The organism is Vreelandella titanicae, from assembly GCF_014697095.1.
Taxonomy (GTDB): Bacteria; Pseudomonadota; Gammaproteobacteria; order Pseudomonadales; family Halomonadaceae; genus Vreelandella; species Vreelandella titanicae.
Map to the genome: position 1 here is coordinate 1,600,806 of NZ_CP059082.1, position 22,882 is coordinate 1,623,687.

Annotated in this window: 20 protein-coding genes; 10 read left to right on the forward strand and 10 right to left on the reverse strand. The window is 54.1% G+C overall.

The window, feature by feature from the left end:
• Positions 1-68: 68 nt before the first annotated feature.
• From HZS52_RS07495 to HZS52_RS07510, 4 genes are read left to right on the forward strand one after another with little or no spacing between them, the layout of a single operon-like run.
• On the forward strand, positions 69-995 hold the full coding sequence (locus HZS52_RS07495) for a tripartite tricarboxylate transporter substrate binding protein (RefSeq protein WP_190374450.1): 927 nt from the start codon (positions 69-71) through the stop codon (positions 993-995).
• Positions 992-1,468 carry a tripartite tricarboxylate transporter TctB family protein gene (locus HZS52_RS07500; protein WP_138801152.1) on the forward strand — a complete coding sequence of 159 codons (477 nt, stop codon included), beginning with the start codon at positions 992-994 and terminating at the stop codon, positions 1,466-1,468. Before HZS52_RS07495 ends, HZS52_RS07500 begins: the two co-directional genes overlap by 4 nt.
• Positions 1,469-1,476: 8 nt before the next feature.
• Positions 1,477-2,982, forward strand: a complete 1,506-nt coding sequence (locus HZS52_RS07505; RefSeq protein WP_035537878.1) for a tripartite tricarboxylate transporter permease — start codon at positions 1,477-1,479, stop codon at positions 2,980-2,982.
• Positions 2,979-3,746 (forward strand): GntR family transcriptional regulator, encoded by a 768-nt coding sequence (locus HZS52_RS07510; RefSeq protein WP_009286024.1) that lies wholly within the window; start codon positions 2,979-2,981, stop codon positions 3,744-3,746. The genes HZS52_RS07505 and HZS52_RS07510 overlap by 4 nt, the downstream gene beginning before the upstream one ends.
• 319 nt (positions 3,747-4,065) lie before the next feature.
• Here the strand turns inward: HZS52_RS07510 and htc1 are convergent, their stop codons facing one another.
• From htc1 to HZS52_RS07530, 4 genes are all read right to left on the reverse strand, one after another.
• Positions 4,066-6,051 carry a methyl-accepting chemotaxis protein Htc1 gene (gene htc1 / locus HZS52_RS07515; protein ID WP_035538718.1) on the reverse strand — a complete coding sequence of 662 codons (1,986 nt, stop codon included), beginning with the start codon at positions 6,049-6,051 and terminating at the stop codon, positions 4,066-4,068.
• 181 nt (positions 6,052-6,232) lie between these two features.
• Positions 6,233-6,898 carry a nucleotidyltransferase family protein gene (locus tag HZS52_RS07520; protein ID WP_022521531.1) on the reverse strand — a complete coding sequence of 222 codons (666 nt, stop codon included), beginning with the start codon at positions 6,896-6,898 and terminating at the stop codon, positions 6,233-6,235.
• Complete coding sequence (locus tag HZS52_RS07525) at positions 6,888-7,856, reverse strand: XdhC family protein (protein ID WP_190374451.1); 969 nt, start codon at positions 7,854-7,856, stop codon at positions 6,888-6,890. Before HZS52_RS07525 ends, HZS52_RS07520 begins: the two co-directional genes overlap by 11 nt.
• Complete coding sequence (locus HZS52_RS07530) at positions 7,856-10,126, reverse strand: xanthine dehydrogenase family protein molybdopterin-binding subunit (RefSeq protein WP_190374452.1); 2,271 nt, start codon at positions 10,124-10,126, stop codon at positions 7,856-7,858. The genes HZS52_RS07525 and HZS52_RS07530 overlap by 1 nt, the downstream gene beginning before the upstream one ends.
• A 209-nt stretch (positions 10,127-10,335) precedes the next feature.
• On the opposite strand from HZS52_RS07530, the gene HZS52_RS07535 reads away from it, so the two are divergent.
• A complete protein-coding gene (locus HZS52_RS07535; protein WP_022521534.1) occupies positions 10,336-10,815 on the forward strand; it encodes a MarR family winged helix-turn-helix transcriptional regulator in 480 nt (159 codons plus the stop codon).
• Between the two features lie 44 nt (positions 10,816-10,859).
• Here the strand turns inward: HZS52_RS07535 and HZS52_RS07540 are convergent, their stop codons facing one another.
• From HZS52_RS07540 to HZS52_RS07555, 4 genes are read right to left on the reverse strand one after another with little or no spacing between them, the layout of a single operon-like run.
• Positions 10,860-11,525 carry an N-carbamoylsarcosine amidohydrolase gene (locus HZS52_RS07540; protein ID WP_190374453.1) on the reverse strand — a complete coding sequence of 222 codons (666 nt, stop codon included), beginning with the start codon at positions 11,523-11,525 and terminating at the stop codon, positions 10,860-10,862.
• A 50-nt stretch (positions 11,526-11,575) separates the two neighbouring features.
• Positions 11,576-12,325 (reverse strand): maleate cis-trans isomerase family protein, encoded by a 750-nt coding sequence (locus HZS52_RS07545; protein WP_445533562.1) that lies wholly within the window; start codon positions 12,323-12,325, stop codon positions 11,576-11,578.
• A 42-nt stretch (positions 12,326-12,367) separates the two neighbouring features.
• Entirely contained in the window at positions 12,368-13,186 is an 819-nt protein-coding gene (locus HZS52_RS07550; protein WP_159177540.1) for an alpha/beta fold hydrolase, read from the reverse strand.
• Entirely contained in the window at positions 13,183-14,343 is a 1,161-nt protein-coding gene (locus HZS52_RS07555) for an FAD-dependent monooxygenase (RefSeq protein WP_009286019.1), read from the reverse strand. Before HZS52_RS07555 ends, HZS52_RS07550 begins: the two co-directional genes overlap by 4 nt.
• Before the next feature lie 463 nt (positions 14,344-14,806).
• Between HZS52_RS07555 and HZS52_RS07560 the strand changes: the two genes are divergently transcribed.
• The 5 genes from HZS52_RS07560 to HZS52_RS07580 all read left to right on the forward strand — a co-directional run bounded on the left by HZS52_RS07560 (position 14,807) and on the right by HZS52_RS07580 (position 21,171).
• On the forward strand, positions 14,807-15,295 hold the full coding sequence (locus tag HZS52_RS07560; protein ID WP_035581321.1) for a (2Fe-2S)-binding protein: 489 nt from the start codon (positions 14,807-14,809) through the stop codon (positions 15,293-15,295).
• Entirely contained in the window at positions 15,288-18,299 is a 3,012-nt protein-coding gene (locus tag HZS52_RS07565; protein WP_223828083.1) for a c-type cytochrome, read from the forward strand. The genes HZS52_RS07560 and HZS52_RS07565 overlap by 8 nt, the downstream gene beginning before the upstream one ends.
• A 21-nt stretch (positions 18,300-18,320) precedes the next feature.
• Positions 18,321-18,509, forward strand: a complete 189-nt coding sequence (locus HZS52_RS07570) for a hypothetical protein (protein WP_022521540.1) — start codon at positions 18,321-18,323, stop codon at positions 18,507-18,509.
• Positions 18,502-20,010, forward strand: coding sequence for a sodium:solute symporter family protein (locus HZS52_RS07575; protein ID WP_022521541.1), 1,509 nt, complete (start codon positions 18,502-18,504; stop codon positions 20,008-20,010). The genes HZS52_RS07570 and HZS52_RS07575 overlap by 8 nt, the downstream gene beginning before the upstream one ends.
• A 129-nt stretch (positions 20,011-20,139) precedes the next feature.
• The gene (locus HZS52_RS07580; RefSeq protein ID WP_022521542.1) at positions 20,140-21,171 is read left to right on the forward strand and encodes a 2,5-dihydroxypyridine 5,6-dioxygenase NicX family protein; all 1,032 of its coding nucleotides are present in this window, start codon (positions 20,140-20,142) and stop codon (positions 21,169-21,171) included.
• A gap of 53 nt (positions 21,172-21,224) precedes the next feature.
• Here HZS52_RS07580 and HZS52_RS07585 read toward each other — a convergent pair whose 3' ends face one another.
• Both HZS52_RS07585 and pxpB read right to left on the reverse strand, forming a co-directional pair.
• Complete coding sequence (locus HZS52_RS07585; protein WP_223828084.1) at positions 21,225-22,175, reverse strand: 5-oxoprolinase subunit C family protein; 951 nt, start codon at positions 22,173-22,175, stop codon at positions 21,225-21,227.
• A complete protein-coding gene (gene pxpB, locus HZS52_RS07590; protein ID WP_422822541.1) occupies positions 22,172-22,879 on the reverse strand; it encodes a 5-oxoprolinase subunit PxpB in 708 nt (235 codons plus the stop codon). The genes HZS52_RS07585 and pxpB overlap by 4 nt, the downstream gene beginning before the upstream one ends.
• Positions 22,880-22,882: the final 3 nt, after the last annotated feature.

The window sequence follows — 22,882 nt, forward strand, 5'->3', positions numbered from 1 at the left end:
CGGCTATGAAGTTGGTTAAAATTCGCACAAAACTTCATAGTAATAACACTATAAACAGGAGTACTGAGATGCGTAAGCTTGTTCAAACAATTTTCATTCTCACTATGATATCTCTGCCCTTTGCTGCTCTGGCCGACTATCCAGAAAAACCGATCACGCTCATTGTTCCCTATCAGGCAGGGGGATCTATGGAGACCATGGCGCGTGTTTTTGCCGAAGAACTGGGTAATGAATTGAATATAAATGTGCTTGTCAGGACCCAGCCTGGCGCAGGCGGAAAGATCGGCACGACCGCTGCATCTCGTGCTATAGCGGATGGCTATACATTATTATTTGCGCCAGAGTCTACCGTTCTGTGGCCCCCTATTGCTGAAAACGTGAACTATTCGCTGAGTAGTTTTGACCCCATAATTAGGGTTACAGACCTTCCCCAGGCAATCGTTACGTCTAAGAGCTCAGGCATTGAAACGTTCGAAGACTTGCTTGCACTCTCTGCTGCACAAAGCATGAGTTATGCTGATCAGAACTCAATCTCGCGCGCCTTTGTTGATTACATTGCCATGCGTGAACAGGTTGTTTGGGTAGCAGTGCCAACTAAAGGCGGCGGTGAAATGGTTCCCTTTTTGTTAGGGAATAAGGTGAATTTTGCATGGTCTGGCGGGACCCATAACCGTTACTTAGATCAAATGAATGTTGTTCTCTCCATGACAGCAGCCCCTCAGGAAACGATGCCCGAAGTGCCAACCATGCAAGAAAGATATGGTGTTTCCATGCCTGGAGGCGCGACTATATGGGCTCCAGCCGGATTGTCAGAAGAATTGCGCGCCAAGTTAACAGAGGCTGCTATTACCGCCGCTCATTCCGAAGCCTTCAATGACTTAATGATGAACACGCTCGGTTTTCCTTTAGCGGATCTAACTGGAAGCCAATTAACGGCAGAACTAATGACCATTAATGAAGATTTGGCAGCCATTTATGAGGAGACTGCGCCATGATAGATCAGAAAACTTGTACACAAGATGCTTCTGATCGTTTCGATTTTTTAATAGGTGCAATTACCGTCAGCTTCGCGCTGTTTGTTATTTTCTTGCTGATTCCAGTCGGTGTGGAAACGACCACGTATCACAGCCAGCTTTCTCCTGGTTTTTTTCCTAAACTGGCTTGCATTTTCATTGGGCTATTTGGCGCGATGCTAATGTTTAAGAATCGCCACTGGGCGCTCCGACGAATTCCTCATAACGGCTCCCGTATATTACTAGAAACTCTCGCTTGGTTTGCGTGGGCCATTGCCACAATGTTGTTACTCATGTATGTAGGATTCGTCGTCACCGCCGCCGTATCATGTTTTACGGGCATCGTATTAGCTGGCCAGCGCCGCTATTTAATCCGATGCGCACTAGGCTCAATATTACTGCCGCTGGCCCTTCAGCAACTCGCATGGCATGCCTTTTATATTCAACTGCCCTGAGGTCATCCATGTTAGATATTATCTTACAGGCATTCGCAGCAGCGTTAGAGCCGATGAATTTACTGTTCATCGCTTTAGGAATTGCCTTAGGCATTGTGATTGGTGTTTTGCCTGGACTCGGCAGTGTAACCGCCATGGCGGTACTGATACCGATAACCTTTTACATGTCCCCGTTAGCTGCCATTGCTTTCCTAGTAGGAGTCAATAAAGGAGGGACATCCGGTGGGGCCATTCCGGCTATTCTGTTAAATTCTCCCGGCTCACCCGAGGCAGCAGCAACGGCCTGGGATGGTTACCCTATGGCTAAGCGCGGAGAAGCTTTTCGTGCAATGAAATTCTCGCTTTTTTCATCGGTTACCGGCGATACGATTTCTGATTTACTACTCATCGTCCTTGTTGTGCCTTTTGCCGCCTTCGCATTGCAGTTTGGGCCAGTAGAATATACAGCTGTATTGTTATTCTCATTTGCATTAATTGCTGGAATTGCAGGAGATTCACCCTTAAAAAGTGGAATAGGTATCTTCTTTGGTATTCTACTCTCAACGATAGGCCTTGACCCCGTTGCCTCCACTTCTCGCTTCACATTTGGTCAACTTAAATTAGAAGATGGCCTCTCACTGTCAGCTTTGGCAATCGGCGCGCTTGCACTCTCATCTGTGGTTATTCAGCTTTCTGATCTCATCACCCGGCGTGAAAAAGATGACTTCGCCTCGAATCAAGCTGATACGAAAGCAGGCCGATCTGTTTCTGCACGTGAATTTTTCTCTTACTGGCGCACGCTAATCCGAGGGGCATTGACTGGCTCTCTTGTTGGGATGCTACCAGGGCTAGGCGTAACCTTAGCCTCTTTTCTATCTTACTCAGCCGCTAAACGTGCTTCCAAAAACGGCGATAACTTTGGTAAAGGAGAGCCCGAGGGTATCATTGCTACAGAAAGCGCCAATAGCGCTGTGGTTGGTTCTAACCTGATTCCAACAATCGCACTTGGCATTCCTGGCAATATCGCGGCAGCATTACTTGTTGGCGCCCTAGTTATGCATGGTGTTGTACCGGGGCCTTTCATGCTGAGCATGCATGGGGAGCTTATTTATGGACTCTTCGCCTCCATGATTTTGGCGAATATTTTCCACCTTATAATTGGCCGGGCGGGTTTATCACTATGGGTGCAGTTTGCTCGTTATCCACGTCGCCTGATTTTGCCGCCAGTGCTCATGTTTTGTATCTTTGGTATTTACCTTCCGACCCAATCGCTTTGGGACGTCGGTGTAATGTTAGCTTTTGCGGGTCTAGGTATTCTTTTTACTCGTGCGCGAATTTCAATTGTGTGCACTGTCATCGGTTTTCTATTAGGAGGAATGTTTGAAACTTCTTTACGCCAAGCTCTCTTGCTTCATCAAGTAGAAGGGATCTCAATTCTGGCGAGCCCATTAGCACTAGTATTCTTGCTACTTACAATCGCCGTTCTTTCACGTGCAATATGGCGAAGCCAAAAGGAGAGTAACAAATCGGCATGACTAAAAAAAATCAGGATGCTGCCCTGTGCTCTTTATTAATACAGAAACTAAAAGAAGAGCGTCACCGCAATCCACAAGAAACCAAGCGTACTGCACTGCGGCTAGCTTTGATGGCAGCTATACGGGAAGGAAAGGTCAAGCCTGGAGAACGGTTACCATCAGAAAGCGAGCTGGCGAGAAGCCTTGAGCTTTCACTCGGCACAGTGCAAAGCGCACTGGGTCAGTTGCAGGATCTGGGGTTAATCGTGCGTCGACGCGGAGACGGCACTCGCATAGCGGATGCAGAACCGCTAGGCCCTAATATTTGGCATTTCCGCTTCCGTGTTGCCGCCACAAATCGTCCACTACGCCTGACACAGGTCAAGGTCGAGGTACTCCGCACCAATGAACGTGGCCCCTGGAGCGAACACTTGGGCCCCGGGCCTTACGTTGTCATTCGTCGACGTCTCACTGGTGATAACATCAACCTTGGTGCAGAAATGTACTTACCGCAGAGACTGATAAATATAGATGATATTGAATTGAGTGAATTAGAAGGCGTCAATCTTCGCATCTGCCTTGAAGCATTTTTGGGGCAACGCTCTCATCAAGCAAATACGCTCATTGCAATAAACCACCTCTCTCTCCGTCATGCTGCTTTGTTTGAAATGCGGCCTGATAACGCGACATTCTGTGTAACAGCCTGTACATCACTAGGCGATGGTAGCCCGTTCTACTATCAGGATATCTATGCACCTTCTGACTTGTTAATATTAGAAATTTAAAAGCACTGAATAGCCCCAACTTGATGGGCGCCACACTTAAGAGTTCAATCATGCTCACAAAGGGGTTGAACATAATGAACAGGCTTTTCAGCGAAGAGCAGATCATAGGTTTCTTGGGCGAAACAGAGCAGGGGCTTCATTAAGGAGCTATGGCATGAGCAGCGTGATCTTTTACAGGGAGGTGAACTAAGTTCGGCGGTATGAATGCTATGCCAGTGAAACTCTCTATATACTTTTGCATATTGGTCACGAAAGTTTACGAACTTTAAGCTAAAAGGCACCCAAGCGGGTGCCTTTTAGCCTTATTAATGATGAGAAATTAGAACTCTTCCCATTCTGCCACTTCATGCTTTTGCTGAGTGGCCTGGGGAGGGCGGCTAGGTGCTTGAGGTAGTGCAGTGCCTGTCCGCGCTTTATGTGCTGCCGTATAGGGTAGCGCAGAGTTCTCAGCGCCGCCTTCACTGAGCACAAACTCGCTCATCAGTTGATCCAGCCGTTGCGCATTATCGCGCATATTGGTGGCAAGCGTGGCGCTCTGGCTGACCATGGCAGCATTCTGCTGGGTCATCATATCCATCTCTGCCACTGCGGTATTGACCTGTTGGATGCCAGTGGTTTGTTCCCGGGCGCCGGCAGCAATCTCGGCGATCACATCCGACACTTGAGTAACGCTGTGGCGAATCTCCTTCATGCGATCAGCCGCCGCCTTGACAATATCACCGCCTTCTTTTGAATGACTCACGGACATATCAATCAGTGCACGAATATCATGTGCCGCAGATGCCGAGCGACTGGCGAGTGTGCGGACTTCGCTCGCTACAACAGCAAAACCACGGCCCTGCTCGCCAGCGCGGGCAGCCTCCACCGATGCGTTCAGTGCCAATATATTGGTTTGAAATGCAATCGAGTCAATCAAGCCAATAATGTCGCTTATTTTATTGGCCGAATCACTAATCGCGGCCATCTTGGCTTCCATTTGATTCATCGAATCGGTGCCACGTTCTGAGGCATTGGCGGCTTCTAGCGCGAGGCTATTCGCCTGTTCGGAGGCCTGGGAAGTATGCGCTACCGTGGAGTGAATTTGCTCCATTGAGGCAGACGTTTCCTGGAGGTTAGCCGCCGCTTGTTCGGTACGCGATGAAAGCTCATGAGTACCATCCGCCATATCGCTGGCATCGGATAATACCGTGCGAGCGTTTTGGCGCACTTCCTGAAGGGTAGACTGCATACGCTCGACAAAGGCATTAAAGCCGTGGGCGAGGTCGCCAATTTCATCCTGGGTTTTGGCTTCTAAACGGCGCGTTAAATCACCTTTTCCTTTGGCAATATCAGCCATGGCACTGGCGGTATGCTTGATGGGGGCAAGTGAGCGCCGCGCCGCATAGGCAACCACCACCAACAGCAATGCCAATAGCAGTCCACCCGCCAACAACAGCGACTGCAGCAGGCTATTAGTCACGGTGGTAAAGGCAGTGATGGGCACGGTGACCCCGACCACCCAGGAAGTGCCTTCCACTGGGCTCCACATGAGCACGGTCTGCTCACCGCTGGGCATGGTTATTTCACCGGAGCCTGCCGTGCCGCTGAGTATTTGCTGACTCAATGCATCCAGGCCTTGGTAGCCCTGCTGGTCGGCATCGGTGTAATTGAGCGACATGCGATACTCTTCAACCGGATGAGCAATGACTTGCCCCTGGCTGTCGATTAGCCAGCCGTAGCTGCCATCGCCAACATTAATATCGGAGGTAATATCAGATACGGCGGCCATGGAAACGGTCATGCCCAGCAGTCCCGCTCGATTGCCACGCTCATCGAATACAGTATCAGCGACAATAGCCGTTGGCAGGCCACTCACCATGGAGATAACCGGATCGCTTAGCAAACTATCCTGGGTGCCGTCAGTCACTAAGGCTTTGAAATAAGGACGTTCGGCTATCTCCAAGTTGACGCCTGCGTGAGTTAGGGTTGCTCCGGATGCGTCAGCAAAGAACAGTGACTCGATGGTGCCCCCTGGTGGGTAGCGCTTTTCGAGCCAAGCGCGGTGAGACGCAAGCGGCACGTCTTCCACCAAACGCTCATCCTGAGCAAGTACGGAGATCCAATTACGGTACCCGGTAATCCAGCGGCTGATTTCATCTGCCCGTGCTTCTACCTGCCGCTTACCGGCATTATCGATTAACGCTGGAATAGCCTGGTTAAGCTGTTGATTGACCACAAAGCCTAAAATGACGGCTACCACTAAGAGAGGTATAGCGACAGCGACCAGCAGTTTCTGCGTCAGTGAAAGACGAGAAATTTTTTTCATTTGTTGCCTCGATATGTTGGCCAGAAGCAAAGCACGAGGATGTTGATGAGTGCCATGCTTTGACTGTTTAATGGTTCCCTGGGTGTTATTCTTGCTACCGCTAATCATTAACGGCCGATCCTGCACTTGCTTAAATATTTGAGTTTTTTAATATCTTTTTGGCTTACATAGTAATGTTAAGCTAAAAGTCTGTTTTGGCTTTTAATGTAATTTTTGTTGTATTTTTGTATGGCGCTTGCGCGCTTCTTGTATTTTTTAGTGATTTTGTTAAATCATCGGGGTAGTCGACGTCAGTGCACACGCCTGGGTCGTTGAGAGAGACATAAATAACACGTTTGCTATGCTTTTTGATGACAGGACTTGCACCCCTGTCGTTTTCTAAAAGTGCCAGTTCGCTCCAGAATTTTCTTCCAAACACAACAGGATGCCCCGGATTTCCTTGGTGTAGCGGCTGTACAATACTGTCTGGAGTGGCCGTTTTTGTTAATACATTGCATGTTTCTTCGCTTACCCAGGGGAGGTCGGCCAACCATACTGCGGCAGCACGAAAATGATGTACGCTTTCATCGCTGCAGAGTTGTCTAAAAGCATCGCTAATACTGTAACCAAGGCCTAAATGACTGCGCTGACTAATAATAATGTGATTCGTTGGTATAAGGCCGAGTGACTGGGCGTTATCTTCGGGTTTGATAACAACACGGCTATTAGAAAAAGTTTTCTGAATAGTTCGTAAAGTGGAGCTAAGCAGCGTTTCCCCATTGCCTAACTTGGCGACTCTTTTATCGCTGCCAAAGCGGCTTGATTGCCCTGCCGCCATCACGATGACTATGATATCGCTACAAGGCATGGCGTTCTTTTCCGCGAGAGAGGCGAGCAATATCGGCCATCACGGCTAGCGCAATTTCAGCCGGTGTTTTGCTACCCAGATTAAGCCCAATGGGCATGGCAATTCTTGCTACTTGGCTTTCCGTCAGGCCGCCAGAACGTAGCAGTCGTTCGGCACGCTGCTGTGATGTCTGCTGAGAGCCCATAACGCCAATGTAAAAGGCTTCCGTTCGGACGGCTTCGATCATCGCTAAATCATCGATACGCGGGTCATGGGTCAAGGCCACAACGGCGGTATTGGCATGGCAACCGCCAGAGGCAATAAACACTGAGGGCAGTACCGCCTGCACCTCCACTCCGGCGACAGCAAAATTTTGCCTAGGCGCGTCTCTGGGGTCGCAGACAATCACTTCAAAACCAAGCGTTTGGGCAAACAGCGCACAGGGCGCAGAGACTGAAGAGATCCCCGCGATAATCAGCCGTAGCGCAGGGCCTATGCGAATATTGACGCTATCTGTATCGAAAGTAACGGTGGGCTCGGTGTTATTCGATGGGTTAAAGCGCTTGCCGCTGCCATCCAGTGTGATACAGCGGGTTAGCGGTTGGCGACCCAGTAGCGTGGCATGCATCACTTCTAGGTGAGTGAGGTTTTCGGTGTTGGGCGCTAGCCGTTCAACCAACACTTCAAGGCGACCACCGCAGGGTAAACGAATATTCGCTGAACCAGCGTCACCGCCATAGCGCACCCGTTGAACCGGTTCGTTAAACTCACCCTTTTGAAGCCTTGCGATAAAGTCTTCTTCGACACAGCCACCTGACAGTGACCCCAGATAGTCGCCTGTCGAACATGCGACCAGCATGGCACCCGGCTCCCGGGGGGCCGAGCCAAAAGTTTTCAGAACTGTGCATAGCCAAACGGTCAGCCCCTGGTTGGCCCATTTCAACGCATGTTCGATAACCTGTAGATCAAGATGGTGCATTAAATCGCCGCCTCCATGGGGAGTCGAAGGGCGGCTTTCAGTGCATCGCGAATGGTGTCAGGGGTAAAAGGGGGATGGGTAAAGCGTACCCCCGTGGCATCAAAAAGCGCGTTGGCAATCGCGGGAGCGCCGGGCAGTGAGGCGGACTCCCCAACACCGAGTGGGGGCAGTTCAGGGCGATCAAGCAGCATGACGTCGATGGGAGGCAGCTCCGAGAAACGCAGAATAGGGTAGCCGCCCCACTCTCTGCTGGTCGGTAAACCATCCTCAAAGGTTACCCGCTCCTTTAAAGTGCGGCTGAGCATCTGGATCACATTGCCATGCACCTGATGGCGAACGCCGGCGGGGTTCACCATCAAGCCTGCATCCTGGCCTACATATAAGTTCTCGACGACAACCCGCCCACTCTTCACATTGACTTTTAGCTCAATCACCCAGGCGGCGAGCGCGGCGCCAAAGCCGGGAAATTTACTATGTACGTACTGAGCGTAAGCGAAGCCTCGGCCGTAGCGCCACTCGCCATTGCTACTCGGATTGGCGTTAGCGGTGCAGGGCTTCCAGTTCGCACGTTCGGCTAGCGCTTCGACAAGCTCGCAGGCGCGGTTATCGGCTAAGTAGCGCAACCGATAGGCGACAGGATCTTCACCCGCCAAATAGGCGAGCTCATCAATATAGCTTTCGTGGGCGAAGGTGCTGGGCAGCGCCGAGACACCACGCAGCCAGGAGGCGCGCACCAGGGTCGGGACGTCGTCGCACACTATTTGGCGATGAGGGTAGCGGTAGGGCGGCACTGATGTTCGATCCCCCATTTCAAAGGGGATATCAATCGGTGAGGCAGCGCCGGTCAGCAGTAGTGCCAGGGTGGGCGCACTGTTAGAGGGGTAGCGCGTATTAAAGCGATAGCCTGCTGGGCTGCCATCTGCGTTCAAGCCGCCCTGGATGGCCATATACTGAGCAGCCCCTTTAGGCTCCCAGGTGTGCTCCTGCTCACGGGTTAGTTGCACACGAACAGGTCGACCCACCGCCTGAGAGAGCAGCACTGCATCCGCGCCAACGTCGTCGGCGCAGTTGCGGCCATAGCAGCCTGAGGTTTCCATGCGGGTAATGGTGATAACGCCTTCATCCAAACCGGTAAGGCGGGCGAGGTCGGCGCGCAGGCTGTGTGGATTTTGGGTGCCCGACCATACGTGAAGGCCATCTTCGTTGGCATCGGCGACAGAGCACGAAGGGCCGATGGAGCCATGCAGCTGGAATGGCCACACATAGTGACGATTGAGCGGATGCTGTGCGGCAGCCAGAGCGTTATCGAGATCACCCTCTTCGAGGAGTATGCGCTGCTTGCTGGGCAGGTCGAGCAGTGCTTGCCCTATGTTGTCCAACTGAGGCAAGCCTTCGATTGGGCGCCACTGGATCTTTAGCTGTTTGGCTGCGGCGGCAGCCTGCTCTTCACGCTCGGCCACCACGCCAACAAAGTCACCGACCACCACGACGCTTATCACACCTGGCAAATGCGCCACAGAGCTTTCATCTACCGCGATTAAACTGTTGCCAATAAAGTCGCCGCTATCATGGCCTACATAAGGCGGACGAATCACTCGCCCATGCAGCATGTTGGGCAGGCGTAGGTCGTGGATAAAAGTCAATTGCCCGGTGGCCTTGGCGGGTATATCCACGCGGGAGGTCGATTGGCCGACCAGGGTATAATGGCTGACCGGCTTAAGCGGCACCTCATCGGCAAGCTTTAACGCATGACGGGTACCTAGCAGTAACTCCCCAAAGCTAACGGGTGAGCGGTTATTATCACTTGGCGTAATAGCGCCGTTCTGGCAGCTAAGTAGTGAGCGCTCAGTGTCAAAGTGCTTTGCTGCCAGGGTTAATAGGTACTCCCGCGCCTGTGCCGCAGCTCGGCGTAAAGGCTCGGCAGTGATCTGAATCGATGCACTGGCTATGGTGGGGCCTTGGTTGGGGGCTTCAACGGAGTTGCCCAGCACCATGGTGACGCTGTCGAACGCGACGCTGAGCTCTTCTGCAACAATTTGAGCGAGCGCCGTGCGTATGCCCGTGCCCAGGTCTACGTGGCCGTTGAAAGCCACGATATGACTATCGCTCAGTACGGCAATGAATATCTCAGGCTCATGTGGGGTGAAGTTTGAGTGTGTACCTGGCTGTCCGGGCGCGGGCTTGGGGGGCGTAACCGGGTCGCGATAGATCACCAGAACATCAGACCCATACAGCAGTGACTCTCTTGTATAGTCTGATTTATCAGCCATGTCTGCCTCCCACGCTCGCGTTTACGATGATCAGTGCGGATGAATTTTAGGTGATGAAAGAGCGATAACTAAGGTAAAATTATAGCGTGTACGCCATAAAAGCATGATGAATTGATCCAGCGCAAGGAGTATTTCATACGTTGATGCATCATTTTGTTAAGCAGTGCCATACTCGATACACGACGTCGCCAATAGATTAAGGATATGGAATGACAACGGATAGTGCGTTCAAACACTCGTCTTCCGGCGAGCACTCTACGCCTTCAGAGCAAGGGTATGATTTTTCTGAGCAAGTAGGGCATCTACTGCGTAAAGCCTACCAGCGGCATACGGCTATTTTTCAGCGCTACAGCAGCGATAAACAGCTCACGGCCATTCAATTTGTAACGCTGTGCACGGTGATGGAGCGCGGCCCCAGCTCGTTAACCGATATCGTCAACGCCACGGCGATTGATCCCGCCACTATCCGTGGCGTCATTAAACGTCTTAAAGCGCGGGGGTGGATCTCGCTAACCACCGACCCTAATGATCAACGCAAAGTCATGGTCGTGATCACTGAGGCCGGGGAGACATTAGTCGAGGCTATGGTGCCCAGTGCCAAGCAAATTAGCGATCAGACCATGAAAAATCTCAACCCGGCAGAGCGGGTTGCCTTAATGCATCTGCTGGAAAAAATGAACGCGGACTGATGACTCAACAGAGACGTCCGCTTCACCTGCGTTTTCGGATACTCCTAACGCTTCATTAAGTATCCCAGTGTTTCATCCAGTCCAATCACATCGCCATATTTGCTATCGATATCAAACAGGTTAGCTTCATGGGGCGCGGGGTGACGGTCACCCACGCAGTCACGCACGACCATCACCCGAAAGCCGTGCTGTACGCCATCAACAGCGGTGGCGCGAATGCAGCCACTGGTGGAACAGCCGGTAATGATGAGTGTATCGATACCCATGGCGACCAGTGTGGAGGCAAGCGAAGTTCCAAAGAACGCGCTGGCATACTGCTTGGTCATTACCAGCTCATCTTCACGGGGGGCCACCTCGGGGCAGAACTCGGCGTAAGGGTTGCCCGCCACCATCGCCCGCATGACCGGCGCCTTCTTGACCCAAATGCCACCATCGATTTGATCCGGGGCGTGATACAGGATGTTGGTGTGGATAACAGGCGTGCCAGTGCGCCGTGCGGTATTGAGTAGCGGAGGCATATTGGCCACCGCATCCACCACGCCCTGGGCAAATAGCGGCGAACCTGGTGTGGTGTAGCCTTGCATAAAATCAACCACCAGCAGCGCGGGCGTTTTGCCAAAACCGATGCGCCCATCCCACACGCCTCGGTAGTTGTCCGTGGCAGTGTTATCGCTAACGCCATCGCTGTTATCAGTCGTGTGTGGCGACATGGTCGTCTCCTTAATCAGCACTCTATATCGTCAATAAGTACCTGATCTTGTTAGTAAGCCCCTGACAAGAGGGCGCCCGCGCCCGGTACGATGGGCTCCAGGTCGAGTGCCTTGAGCATGGCATAGGTGGTCGCGATAGCTGCGGTAACCACCGGCTTGCCGGTCAGGGCTTCGACCTTGGCGACGGCCGGTAGTGATGGCATTTGCACACAGGCTGACAAGACGATAGCGTCCACGTTACTTAAATCGAGACTGGCGACGATCTCGGGAAGATTGGCGGGATCGTGGCGAGCGACATCCAGGTTATTGGGGATCTCAAGCGCTCGGTAGTCGAGCACGTCAATGCCTTCCTGACGTATGTAGTCGACCACCATTTCGGTCAGCGGCTTCATGTAGGGGGCCACTACCACCACGCGCTTGGCTTTCATCACACCCAGGGCATCAACCAGAGCACCGGCGCTGGTGACCACCGGCGTGTCGCAACCGTTCTCTTCGGTGCGGCTGCGCAAACGCTTTTGCGACTCTCGGTGGTAGCCGGGCCCCATCGCCATAATGGCAACCAGGCAGGCATACCCCATCACATCCACCGCTGCATCAGAAAGCTCCAGGGCGCAGCGATCCGACTCTGCATCCATGGCAGCCAGTTCGTCCTTGCTGACGTTCTTCATGCGCATGCGGCTGGAGTGAAAGGTAAAGCGTTCCGGGCGGATTAACTGCCGCGCCGTAAGCATGGCGGGTATTTCGGTCTCCATGGTGATATTGGAGCTGGGGACGATCTGGCCGATACGGTAGCTTTTGATCTCGTTCTTTATATAGTTGCTGGTCATGGTATTTGGCCTCTCTTAGAGCTCGCTGCCCAGGAAGTCTTCAAACGCGGCAAAAAAACCGTCGAAGTCATCCCAGGGAATCATGTGACCCGCTTTTTCCGCGGTAGAAATACGAACCGTCGGTAGAAGGGCGCGTATTTCGGCGCGATCTTCATCCTGGATAACACCGCCTTTGCCTGCACACATCAGCAGCGTGGGCACTTTGATAGCGGGGAAATCCTGGTGGATATCGACGCTGTGGAACTCTTCAAACGCCTGAACAATGGCGGGCTCAAAGCAAGTATGTAACCACTCGGCGCGTAACCGCAGCTGCTCGTCGCTCCAGGTGGGGCAGTAGTGGCGCATGGTCTCGATATCGGCACCACGTGTGCAGTCTCGAATCGAATCCACGTACCAGGGCAGCTTGCTGGGGTACTCACGGCGTCCTGGCCCTGAAACCGGTGGGTCGATAAGTACCAGTTTGTCGATTCCCGTGGCGCCGCGACTCATGGCGCGTAGCGCAAAGCGCGCCCCCATGGAGTGGCCCGCCAGAATGACATTGCTCAGACCCAGCGCATCGATAAAGGCGATCACATCGTCGGCGCAAGTGTCGGTGTCATAATCGAGCTCGGGTCCGGTAGACGACAAGCCGCGTCCACGAACATCCAGCACATAAGTGTCGAAATGCTGGCCGAGCCGCTCGGCCACAAAACGCCAGGTGATGGCTGGGCTGGTAATGCCCGGTATCAGTACCAGCGGTTGGCGCGAAGTCTCGGCGCTGTCGGCAAAGCGCAGGTAGTGCTGACGAATACCATTGGCGTGCACGTTGGCGCCATAGAGATAGGTGCTGTTCATGCTGGGCTCCCTTGACTGGTTGGTTGCTTCAGCGGTACTTCAAAGGGGTCATAGGCGAATACCCAGGCCGGGTCTTCGTCTTCCCGTAACCAGGTATTGTCGTGGGAAACCTGCTGAACCCGCGAGGCGCGTTCAAAACGGTTGGTGCGGTAAAGTTCGAATGCCTGCTGGTAGTGCTCGGCGCCTACTTCCTCCAGGCAGCGTACCAGCATGGCGGCATCCTCGATGGCCATGGCAGCGCCCTGGGCCATATGAGGCTTCATCGGGTGGCAGGCATCGCCCAGCAGCACCAGTCGATTTTCATGCCACAGTGGCAGCGGGTTGCGCTCCAGCAAGGGCCATTTGGTGACGGTTTCAGTGCAGTCAATCAGCGCTTGTACGGTGGGGTGGTAACCCTCGAATGCTTTGCGCATCTCTTCCCGTGAGCTGTCGACGAAGGAAGTGCCGTGGTTCCAATCGGGTTCAGGCACGCCGGTCACGTAGTAATACTCCTTCTCGTCGCCGGTCACGAAGTACACCATCATGTGCCGGTCTTCCGACCACCACTTCACGCAGGCTTCGAAATCCAGGTCATATGCCTTGAGTTTTTCGGCAGAGATAATTGCCCGGTGAGCGACCCAGCCGCTATAGATCGGAGCCTCTGGGCCCAGTAGCTTCTCGCGCAGCCGAGAATTGACACCGTCTGCGCCGATTACCAGGTCGGCCTCTTCCGTCGAACCGTCAGCGAAGGTCATGACGACCTTGTTGCCGCTGTCGTCGACATCGACCAGGCGCTTATCGAAATATAGGTTGTCCTGGTCGAGCGTGCTGACCATCAATTCGTGCAGATCACCACGGTGTACGGTGATGTAGGCCGCCCCATAGTTTTCGCGAGCAAACTCGCCTAGCGGGATGCGAGACTGATATTCGCCGGTCATGCCGTTGCGGCTGAACCAGTAATCGGGGTGTGAGCCCATGGCATTGAGCTTCTCTTCAATACCAATGCGGCGCATTACTTTCATCACGTTGGGGCCAAGGTGAATGCCTGCCCCAAGGCGCGCAAACGCTGGTGCCTGTTCGTACACCTTGGTGGGGTAACCCGCTTTCTGCAGTAGTGCGCCTGCAGCGGCGCCGCCAAGGCCCGCGCCAATAACGGCTATGGTGGGTTTATTGTTCATATCCTGGTTTCCTCGCTGTTTTATTCGCCTATCACTCGTTTCTAAATGCGTTCGTGAATGCTATAAAACAACGTATACACCATTTATTTTTTGGTCAAGAATTAGTTTCGAAATTATTTTTTTACGAAAACAAGACGGTATTTTTAAATAAATGTATGAATTTAATGGATTTATTGATGTTTTTTTGGTTTTGTGCAAAAACTTGAACAACGTGTACATTGAGTGCTATACGTTTATTAGGCTTGTTTTTATAGCGTACGCACCTTTAATGCTCGATGGGTATTAGCTCTGCACTTAGCTGGTGCAAGTCGATTGGCCGTATGTGAAAGGTAGATGAAAATAGGCTGGTTTAAGGTGCTACGAAGCGTGTTTGGCAGGCAGTATTTATTAGTAACATCTAAGTCATATCCAAGCCCTATCCAGAGCAAGAGTGCGGGCTTAACAATAACGATGATGATCCCCTATGACGCTAAAGCTAACTATCAATGGGCAAGAACATGAGCTGGCCGTGCCGCCGCAGACACCATTGCTCAATGTGTTGCGTAACGACCTGGCGCTCAATGGGCCCAAGTATGGCTGTGGTTTGGGTGAGTGCGGGGCATGCAGTGTATTGATTGATGGCATGGCAGCACGCACCTGCGTGCTGCCCGTGTCTGCTGCCGTTGGTCATGAGGTCACCACCCTTGATGGTCTTTCCCAGGGCGGTGAGCTTGACCCTGTACAACAAGCCTTTATCGATGCTCAGGCAGCCCAGTGTGGCTACTGTTTGAACGGTATGATCATCACTGTTCGTGCGCTGCTAAATCATAATACCCAACCCTCTGCGCAGCAGATTCGCACCGCTTTAGAGCATAACCTCTGCCGATGTGGCACCCATGTTGAAATTCTCCAGGCAGCGGAGCGTGCCGTGGTCATTAACGCGGCCGCGTTGCAGGAGGCTTCTCATGAGTGAAGGGTCGATGCTCCATGGCCAGCAAAAACAGGCCGGCATCCCCGCGCTGCTAGCGCAGGCACGTTTTGGTGTCGTCGTGCGTCCACCTTACTACCGGTGGAATGGTGAGTGTTTTGAGAGTGATCGCTTAGTTGGCGTCGATAGCAGCAGCATTGCCTCACTATCTGGATCTATTGAAGTCGTGGTGGAAGGGAATTTTGTGGGGGTGGTTGCCGATAGTTTGGCCTTGGCGACCGATGCTGCTAAACAGCTGAAGGTTGAGTGGCAGGCCGTTCACCAGACGCCCGAAAAAGCGCCTGAAAGCGATCAAGCGCCCTCTGATTCGCCTCTTGTAAGGCCTAGCCAGTCGTACATGCATTCGAACCATGGGTATGGCTGGCCGAGTCGCATGCGCTGGGGCAATCACCCCAGCTGGGTAATTGCCGATTGTGGCGACCAACAATTGAGTGTGTGGGGGCAAACCGTCACCCCTGCGGCGCTTAAACAGAATCTAAGCCGGTTAACCGCGCTGGATATTAGCCAGATTGAGCTTTACGGCGCCGATGGTGAACACGCATCAAATCAGGCCTCAGGGCTGGGTCGCCATTGCGGTGACGATGCCGCCGTGGATGCGGCGTTGATGTCGCGGACGGTGGGCGGCCCGGTAGCCGTTTGGCTCGATGCCCGCTACGCCAAAGATGTTCAGGCATTGGGCCAAGCGCAGCGAATTACCCTAAACGCGGATATTGCCAGTAGTGGTGAGATAGCCCGTTATCATTATCAGCAGGCCAATCTCACTGGTGAGGTGGCTGCCGTAGGGTTGTTGTTAAGTGGCAGGGCCGCGATAACAACGTCCAGCGCTGAGGCCACCGCCGGCGAGCAAGACACAACGCCGTTCTCGCCCTATGTATTTCGCGACCAATACCTTGCCGCACGCTCCCAGCCAGACTCGCTCTCCACCAATTCCACCTTGATGGGTATACAGCAGACGTTCGCTCGGGAATCTTTTTTAGATGAGGTTGCCCGCGAGAGTGACCAAGACCCTGTCGCGCTGCGACTTCGACATCTTGACGATGCGCGTGGTATTGAGCTGATTGAGTCCGTTGCTAAACGGGCCGAGTGGCAAAGGGCGTTCAATCCATCAGCGGACTCTTTACCCCAGGATCTATTGCGCGGGCGGGGTTTTGCCTACTCTCAACTACCTGACCGTGAACAACGCGTGGAATCGGGAGTGCGCTCTGCCTGGATTGCCGATGTGGAGGTCAATCGCGTTACCGGCGATGTTCAGCTTACCCGTTTGGTAGTTGGTCAGGACGTCGGCTCTGATGTGGATACTGATCGCCTTCAGCAAACGCTACAGGCCCGGGTCTTGGGTGAAGCGCGCCCCCTTTTGGGGCAGGCACCCAGTTTCGACGAGTGGGGTGACGGCAGTCGTACACTGACTAAAAGTGAATATTCAGCAGGATTACCAACCACCCCTTCTTCGCCGAGCCCTGTTGAGGAAGGTGTTAATCAAACCGTCGGTGAAGACGTATTAACCGGTGCGGAGCTATCGCCGGGTGTTGCGGTAATAGCCAATGCGCTTTTTGATGCCACCGGCCTGCGTTTTCGCCAACCACCGTTTACCGCCAAGCGCGTGCGCCAGGCACTCGAAGCTTCGTCCACCGAGGAGGCAGGGAGCCCATCTAAATTGAAACCGCCGCGGTCAACGAAACGGCGCTGGTTAGCCGCCGCAGCGTTTACCACCATTGCGGGCACTGCGGCCATGGCATGGCCGTGGAAAGGGGCCATTGCGCCTGTCTCTCGGCCAGCCGCCAATCTCTATTCTGCCGAGACCATTGAGCGCGGGCGACTCGTTGCGGCTGCAGGTGACTGCGCGGCGTGTCATACCACCGAAGGTGGCGTGACCAATGCCGGTGGGCGTGGGTTTGAGACACCTTTCGGGACGCTCTACAGCACTAACATTACACCGGATGAGGCGACGGGGATTGGTCAGTGGTCTTACGCAGCCTTTGAGCGCGCCATGCGCCACGGCATTAGCCGTGATGGCAGCCACCTTTATCCCGCGTTCCCCTATACGGCGTTTGCTAAGATCAGTGATGCCGATTTACAGGCGCTTTACGCCTACTTAATGGCTCAGCCCCCCGTGTCGACTGAAAAAAAAGCCAATGCGCTCACTTTCCCCTTCAGTGTGCGTAGCTTAATGGCAGGCTGGAATACGCTTTATCATGACGCAACTCCTTTCCAGCCTGACCCCATGCAGAGCGAACTGTATAACCGGGGCGCCTACCTTGCCGAAGGATTAGGCCACTGCAGCGCTTGCCATAGTCCCCGCAATGCCATGGGCGCTGAGAAAAGCGGCGAGGCGTACTTTGCCGGTGCCTTTGTAGATGGTTGGGAAGCACCACCGCTTAATACGCTGTCGCGTGCGCCCATCCCGTGGAGTGAAACATCGCTTTACGACTATCTGCGCCACGGTGAATCTGAGCTTCACGGCGTTGCCTCTGGCCCTATGGCCCCGGTGGTAGCGGGGCTGGCTGAGCTGCCTGAATACGATGTGCGGGCTATTGCCCACTATGTGGCCGCCCAGATGCAGGCGCCCACAAGTAATAGCGATGCGGCCGTGGCAGACGCTACGCAGCGCGTGACCAGTGCAGCTGTTAGCTCAACAGAAATGGAGGCAGGGGAGCGGCTCTTCGAGGGCGCCTGTGCGGCGTGCCATGTCGATTCTGGCGTTCCTACCTTTTCGAGGGCGGGCACTAATCTGGCGCTGAATACCAATTTACACAGCGATCATCCCGATAACGTTATTCAGTCAATTTTGGGGGGTGTCCACGCCGAACACATTCCCGGTATTGGTAGCATGCCCGGCTTTGCCGACAGCTTTAGTAATACCCAGGTCGCTGATTTGACGACCTATCTCCGAGCGCGTTTTGCCCCAGAGAAAGCGCCTTGGCAAAAAGTAAAACAACGTATCGCAGATATACGCCAGCCTCACCACAACAACACTCACTCTTCTCCCTGACGTAATAAAACGAGGTGGATTATGAAACGCAGTAAATGGATATGGCTAGTATGGGCAGTGGTCCTGCTGAGCTACCTGGTGCCTTATACCCTCTTGAGCGGTGTCGCGCTTTGGTACGGCAGTTTCCTGTTCTGGATGTTGGCAGGGTTGGCCATCATTGCGCTGAATGTGTTTATCACTAAAGACTTTGAGGAGCACAGCAATGACTGAGTCACTTATCTGGTGGTCCATTGCCATCTACTTATTGATCGCTATTGGCATTGCGATTATGTCTCGCCAAGGCCCTTCCGAAAGTATGTCGGGATACTTCCTGGGTAACCGACAAATGAACGGCTTTGTCTCGGCGCTGAGCTACAGTGCCACGACGTATAGCGCATTTATGATGGTGGGCTTGGCAGGTCTTACCTATGCAGGCGGCGTTGGCGCGCTCGGTTTTGAAATCATCTATTTCGCCGGTGTCTCTCTGGTGGCTGTTTTCGGTCCCAAATTCTGGGCAGTCGGCAAGAAGTTCGGCTATGTGACGCCCAGCGAGATGCTGGGCCACCGCTACAACAGCAAACATGTGGCCATGGCTGTCTCGATTGCCAGTTGTATCTTCCTGATTCCCTACTCGGCCGTTCAGCTCGCGGGTGTCGGTTACCTGTTGCAGGGGATTACTGATGGCGCGATTACCTTTACTACCGGGGTGGTGCTGGCCACGGTGATCGCTATCTTCTTCTCCTATATCGCGGGGATTCGTTCGGTGATGTGGACCGACTCGCTCCAGGCCATCATGATGATTGTTGCCTCAACCCTGGTGGCCTTCCTGGTGATCCAGGGCTTGGGTGGTTTCGGCGCACTATTCGATACGCTGGCAACGGAACATCCGCAGTCACTCACGGTGCCTGGCCCTGGCCTGTTCAGCTTTGTCACTTTCCTGGGGCTCACCATTCCCTGGTTCTTCTTTAGTATCTCCAACCCACAGGTCAGTCAACGCCTGTTTATGCCCTCCTCGCTGCGCTCCATGCGCCACATGCTGATTGGCTTCCTGGTGTTTGGTTTTATCTACACCATGGTCTCTGTGCTTTGGGGTTTCTCTGCCTTAGCCGCTTTCCCAAGTCTTGCAAGTGCAGATTTAGCCACGCCCACGCTGTTGGCCTCGGAGTTTGTACCGCCAGTGCTTGGCGTCATCGTAATGATCGGCATCATGGCCGCCGCCGTCTCCACCATCGATTCGATCATGCTGACCCTGGCGTCCATGGTCTCCCGCGACGTCTATGCGAACGTTAAACCGAACGTCAGTGAAAAGCGCCAACTGCTGGTGGGCAAGTTCGTGGTGCCGGTGATCGCACTGATGGCGCTGGCCTTTGCCGAGCTGCAGCTTGACCTTATTGCGGTGCTGTCGGTGGCTGCTTCCTCTGGTCTGGTAGCCATGGTGCCCGCCCTTATCGGTGCCTTCTATTGGAAGCGCGGTACTGGCGTCGGTGCACTGGTAAGCGTGGTGGGCACCAGCGCCTTTGTACTGCTGATGTATGCCACTGGTAATTCACTGCTGGGCCTGCCCGCCGGTGTATGGGGCATTGTGGTCGCTAGTGTGCTGTTTGTTGGCGTTAGTTTAGCCACCAAGCCTCATCAAGCCACCACGGATGCTTTCTTTGCGGCTATCTCTGAAGAGCTGAGCAAAAAGCGCAGTACTACCACCGATCAAGCGACGAAAGAGGCGGCTGCCTAATTGACGTTCAGCTTTGACCCGATAACACCATAGAGCGCTTGGTGTGCCCAAAGGCGAGCACGAGCGCTCTCAGCTAACACTTCCCGGTACGTTACAGCTGTGCTTTCGCCTGGGGAGTTAGGAGACTTTATGGATCACGCAAGCTTTGCCGAAATTTGCCTCCATCAGCTAAAAATGTCCGGCGTACATGAAGGCGAAAAACTCGTCGTACTGACCCAGGGCAGCGAACGCCTTGATTATGCGGATGCCTTTATGGCGGCGGGGCAGCGTTTAGGCGCCAATATGTACCACATGCGGTTACCCGCGCCGTTACCTACCGGCGGCTGGGCCGTGGGAGCAACGGGGCTTGCTAGCATGCCCGATGCGGTGGAAGCGCTTAAAAACTGCGACATGTTGATCGATTGTATTTTCCTGCTGTTCTCTCCCGAACAAATGGCGATCCAAGCCGCGGGTACGCGTATATTGACGGCGGTTGAACCGCCAGAACTGCTGGCCAGAATGTTGCCCACCAAAGAGCTAAGGGAAAAGGTCGAACTGGCCGCCGCGCTGCTGGAAAAAGCCAAAGTGATGCGCATCACCTCGCCCCACGGCACGGATGTCACCTACCAACTGAATACTTATGAGACGGTTGCTGAGTATGCCTGTACCGACGAACCGGGGCGTTGGGATCACTGGCCCTCTGGCTTTGTGTTCACCGGCGGTGATGACGATGGCGTTGATGGCACCATTGTGGTGGCGCCGGGCGATATTCTGCTTCCCCAAAACATGTATGTTCGAGAGCCTATTACCTACACCATTGAAAAGGGCTGGATTACCGATATACGTGGTGGGCTCGATGCGGAGCTAGTGAAATCCTATATGGATAGCTTTAACGACCCGCGCGGCATGGGCATGAGCCACGTAGGCTGGGGCATGAACCCTAATGCCAAATGGCACCGCATGGTGCCGGGGGAGTTCCCGGGTGGCATGGGGATGGAACCGCGTAGCTTTTATGGCAACGTAATGTTCTCCACCGGCCCTAACAGCGAACTGGGCGGGTCTAACGATACCGCCTGCCATCTGGATATTCCCATGCGCAACTGCTCGCTCTTCCTGGACGATGAGCCCATCGTCATTGATGGCGATATCGTCGTTAAGGAACTGCAGATGGCTAGAAGCTAGCGCTCTTGAGACACGAGATACTGATAAAGCCCCTGGTTCGGGGCTTTTTTACTTTAGTGCCAAACCGTTAGCTGATGTCGGTAATCATCTTGCGCTTGGCTGGCGCTGGCAGGGGTTAACCAAACCTGGGTGCCGGGTAAACACTGGGCCAGCGTAGCGCAGGCGATGGGGGTGAGGGCGCCTAGGCGCGGGTAGCCGCCGATTGTCTGGCGGTCATTCATCAGCACAATTGGCTGGCCGTCCGGCGGCACTTGAACTGCTCCCAGCGGAATGCCTTCGGAAATAATGCCCTTTAGTGAGCCGTGTAGGGCTGGGCCGGTGAGGCGTACGCCCATCCGGTCGGCGCGATTATCCACTGTCCAGGGTTGGTTGAACGCCTGGAAAAGTGCATGGCCACTGAAGGAGGCGATTTGCGAGCCGAGCACGATGGGTAAGCGGCAGCCAGACGCAGGCATGCGCGGGCCCTGGCTTTCAGGAATGCGCCGCACTGCCGGAGCGGTGCCTTTCCAGGTTAACCGGTCGCCCACTTTTAGCGGTTTGCCATCTTCCTGTAAGCCCCCCAATTGCTCGCGGGCAGTGCAGGAGCGGCTGCCCAGCACTTCTGGCGCATTTAGCCCGCCGGGAAAGGCGAGATAGGCGCGCAAACCCTGGCGCGGTTGGCGAAATACCAGGCGCTGGCCCGGCAGTAGCTTGAAACTGGTATTGGGTGCAAACGGTTTGCCATCCAACTGGGCGTCTAGATCGGCGCCGGTCAACGCCAGACGCACTTCGCGTTCGGTTTCAAAGCTCAAGCCGCCGCCCATGACGATTTCCAGCGCAGCGCTGTTTAAAGCGTTACCCAGCAGCCAGTTAGCCCAGCGAAAAGAGATCCAGTCGGCAGCGCCGCCCTGAGTAACGCCTAAGTGGCCGACGCCAAATCGTCCGGCATCTTGAATCAGCGTTAGTGGTCCCGCTTGCTTAACCACCAGCCCCTTGTGTGCTTCATTCATGGTGACGTGACTCATGGGCGCTCCTCCATGGGCGTGGTATCGCCACCATCTGCTTCAAACTCTTCCCGGGAGATCGCTCTAAAGCGCACCTTATCGCCGGGGCGAAACAGGGGATCGCCACGTTTGGCGTGCTCGAATAGCGGCACGTTGGTGCGCCCTAGAATATTCCAGCCGCCCGGCGAGAGCAGTGGGTAGATCGCGGTTTGACGATCGGCAATCCCCACGCTACCTGCTGCGACTTTACGGCGCGGCGTTTTCAAGCGCGGCGTAGCGAGAGATTCGTCTACCAAACCCATAAAACCGTAGCCGGGGGCAAACCCCAGCGCGAACACGCAGTAGTCGTGGTTGCAGTGCTGCGCTATCAAGTCATCAATGCTTAAGCCTGCGCGTTTGGCGACCATGGGTAACTCGGGGCCCACGCTTTCGTCGTACCACACCGGGATATCGTGCAGCTCACCGGCTTGAGTATCCACAGGGGTAAGACCAGAAAGCGCCTTGTGAATAAGTTGAATCGCCTCGCTATGGGTTAACTGCTGGCAGTCGTAATGCAGCAACAGCGTGGTGTAAGAGGGCACTAGATCAATTAACGCTGAACCAAAGGTGCTACGCAACTTTTGGTCGGCAGCGATGACCCAGGCCATATTGGCCTCATCGATGGTGTCGAACAATCGCACCATCAGGGCGTCCATCGCGGCAGTTTCAACTCTTCTTTCACTAATGGG

Coding starts and splice junctions, on each gene's coding strand:
- HZS52_RS07495 (WP_190374450.1), top strand. CDS start 69: ATGCGTAAGCTTGTTCAAACAATTTTCATTCTCACTATGATATCTCTG.
- HZS52_RS07500 (WP_138801152.1), top strand. CDS start 992: ATGATAGATCAGAAAACTTGTACACAAGATGCTTCTGATCGTTTCGAT.
- HZS52_RS07505 (WP_035537878.1), top strand. CDS start 1,477: ATGTTAGATATTATCTTACAGGCATTCGCAGCAGCGTTAGAGCCGATG.
- HZS52_RS07510 (WP_009286024.1), top strand. CDS start 2,979: ATGACTAAAAAAAATCAGGATGCTGCCCTGTGCTCTTTATTAATACAG.
- htc1 (WP_035538718.1), bottom strand. CDS start 6,051: ATGAAAAAAATTTCTCGTCTTTCACTGACGCAGAAACTGCTGGTCGCT.
- HZS52_RS07520 (WP_022521531.1), bottom strand. CDS start 6,898: ATGCCTTGTAGCGATATCATAGTCATCGTGATGGCGGCAGGGCAATCA.
- HZS52_RS07525 (WP_190374451.1), bottom strand. CDS start 7,856: ATGCACCATCTTGATCTACAGGTTATCGAACATGCGTTGAAATGGGCC.
- HZS52_RS07530 (WP_190374452.1), bottom strand. CDS start 10,126: ATGGCTGATAAATCAGACTATACAAGAGAGTCACTGCTGTATGGGTCT.
- HZS52_RS07535 (WP_022521534.1), top strand. CDS start 10,336: ATGACAACGGATAGTGCGTTCAAACACTCGTCTTCCGGCGAGCACTCT.
- HZS52_RS07540 (WP_190374453.1), bottom strand. CDS start 11,525: ATGTCGCCACACACGACTGATAACAGCGATGGCGTTAGCGATAACACT.
- HZS52_RS07550 (WP_159177540.1), bottom strand. CDS start 13,186: ATGAACAGCACCTATCTCTATGGCGCCAACGTGCACGCCAATGGTATT.
- HZS52_RS07555 (WP_009286019.1), bottom strand. CDS start 14,343: ATGAACAATAAACCCACCATAGCCGTTATTGGCGCGGGCCTTGGCGGC.
- HZS52_RS07560 (WP_035581321.1), top strand. CDS start 14,807: ATGACGCTAAAGCTAACTATCAATGGGCAAGAACATGAGCTGGCCGTG.
- HZS52_RS07565 (WP_223828083.1), top strand. CDS start 15,288: ATGAGTGAAGGGTCGATGCTCCATGGCCAGCAAAAACAGGCCGGCATC.
- HZS52_RS07570 (WP_022521540.1), top strand. CDS start 18,321: ATGAAACGCAGTAAATGGATATGGCTAGTATGGGCAGTGGTCCTGCTG.
- HZS52_RS07575 (WP_022521541.1), top strand. CDS start 18,502: ATGACTGAGTCACTTATCTGGTGGTCCATTGCCATCTACTTATTGATC.
- HZS52_RS07580 (WP_022521542.1), top strand. CDS start 20,140: ATGGATCACGCAAGCTTTGCCGAAATTTGCCTCCATCAGCTAAAAATG.
- HZS52_RS07585 (WP_223828084.1), bottom strand. CDS start 22,175: ATGAGTCACGTCACCATGAATGAAGCACACAAGGGGCTGGTGGTTAAG.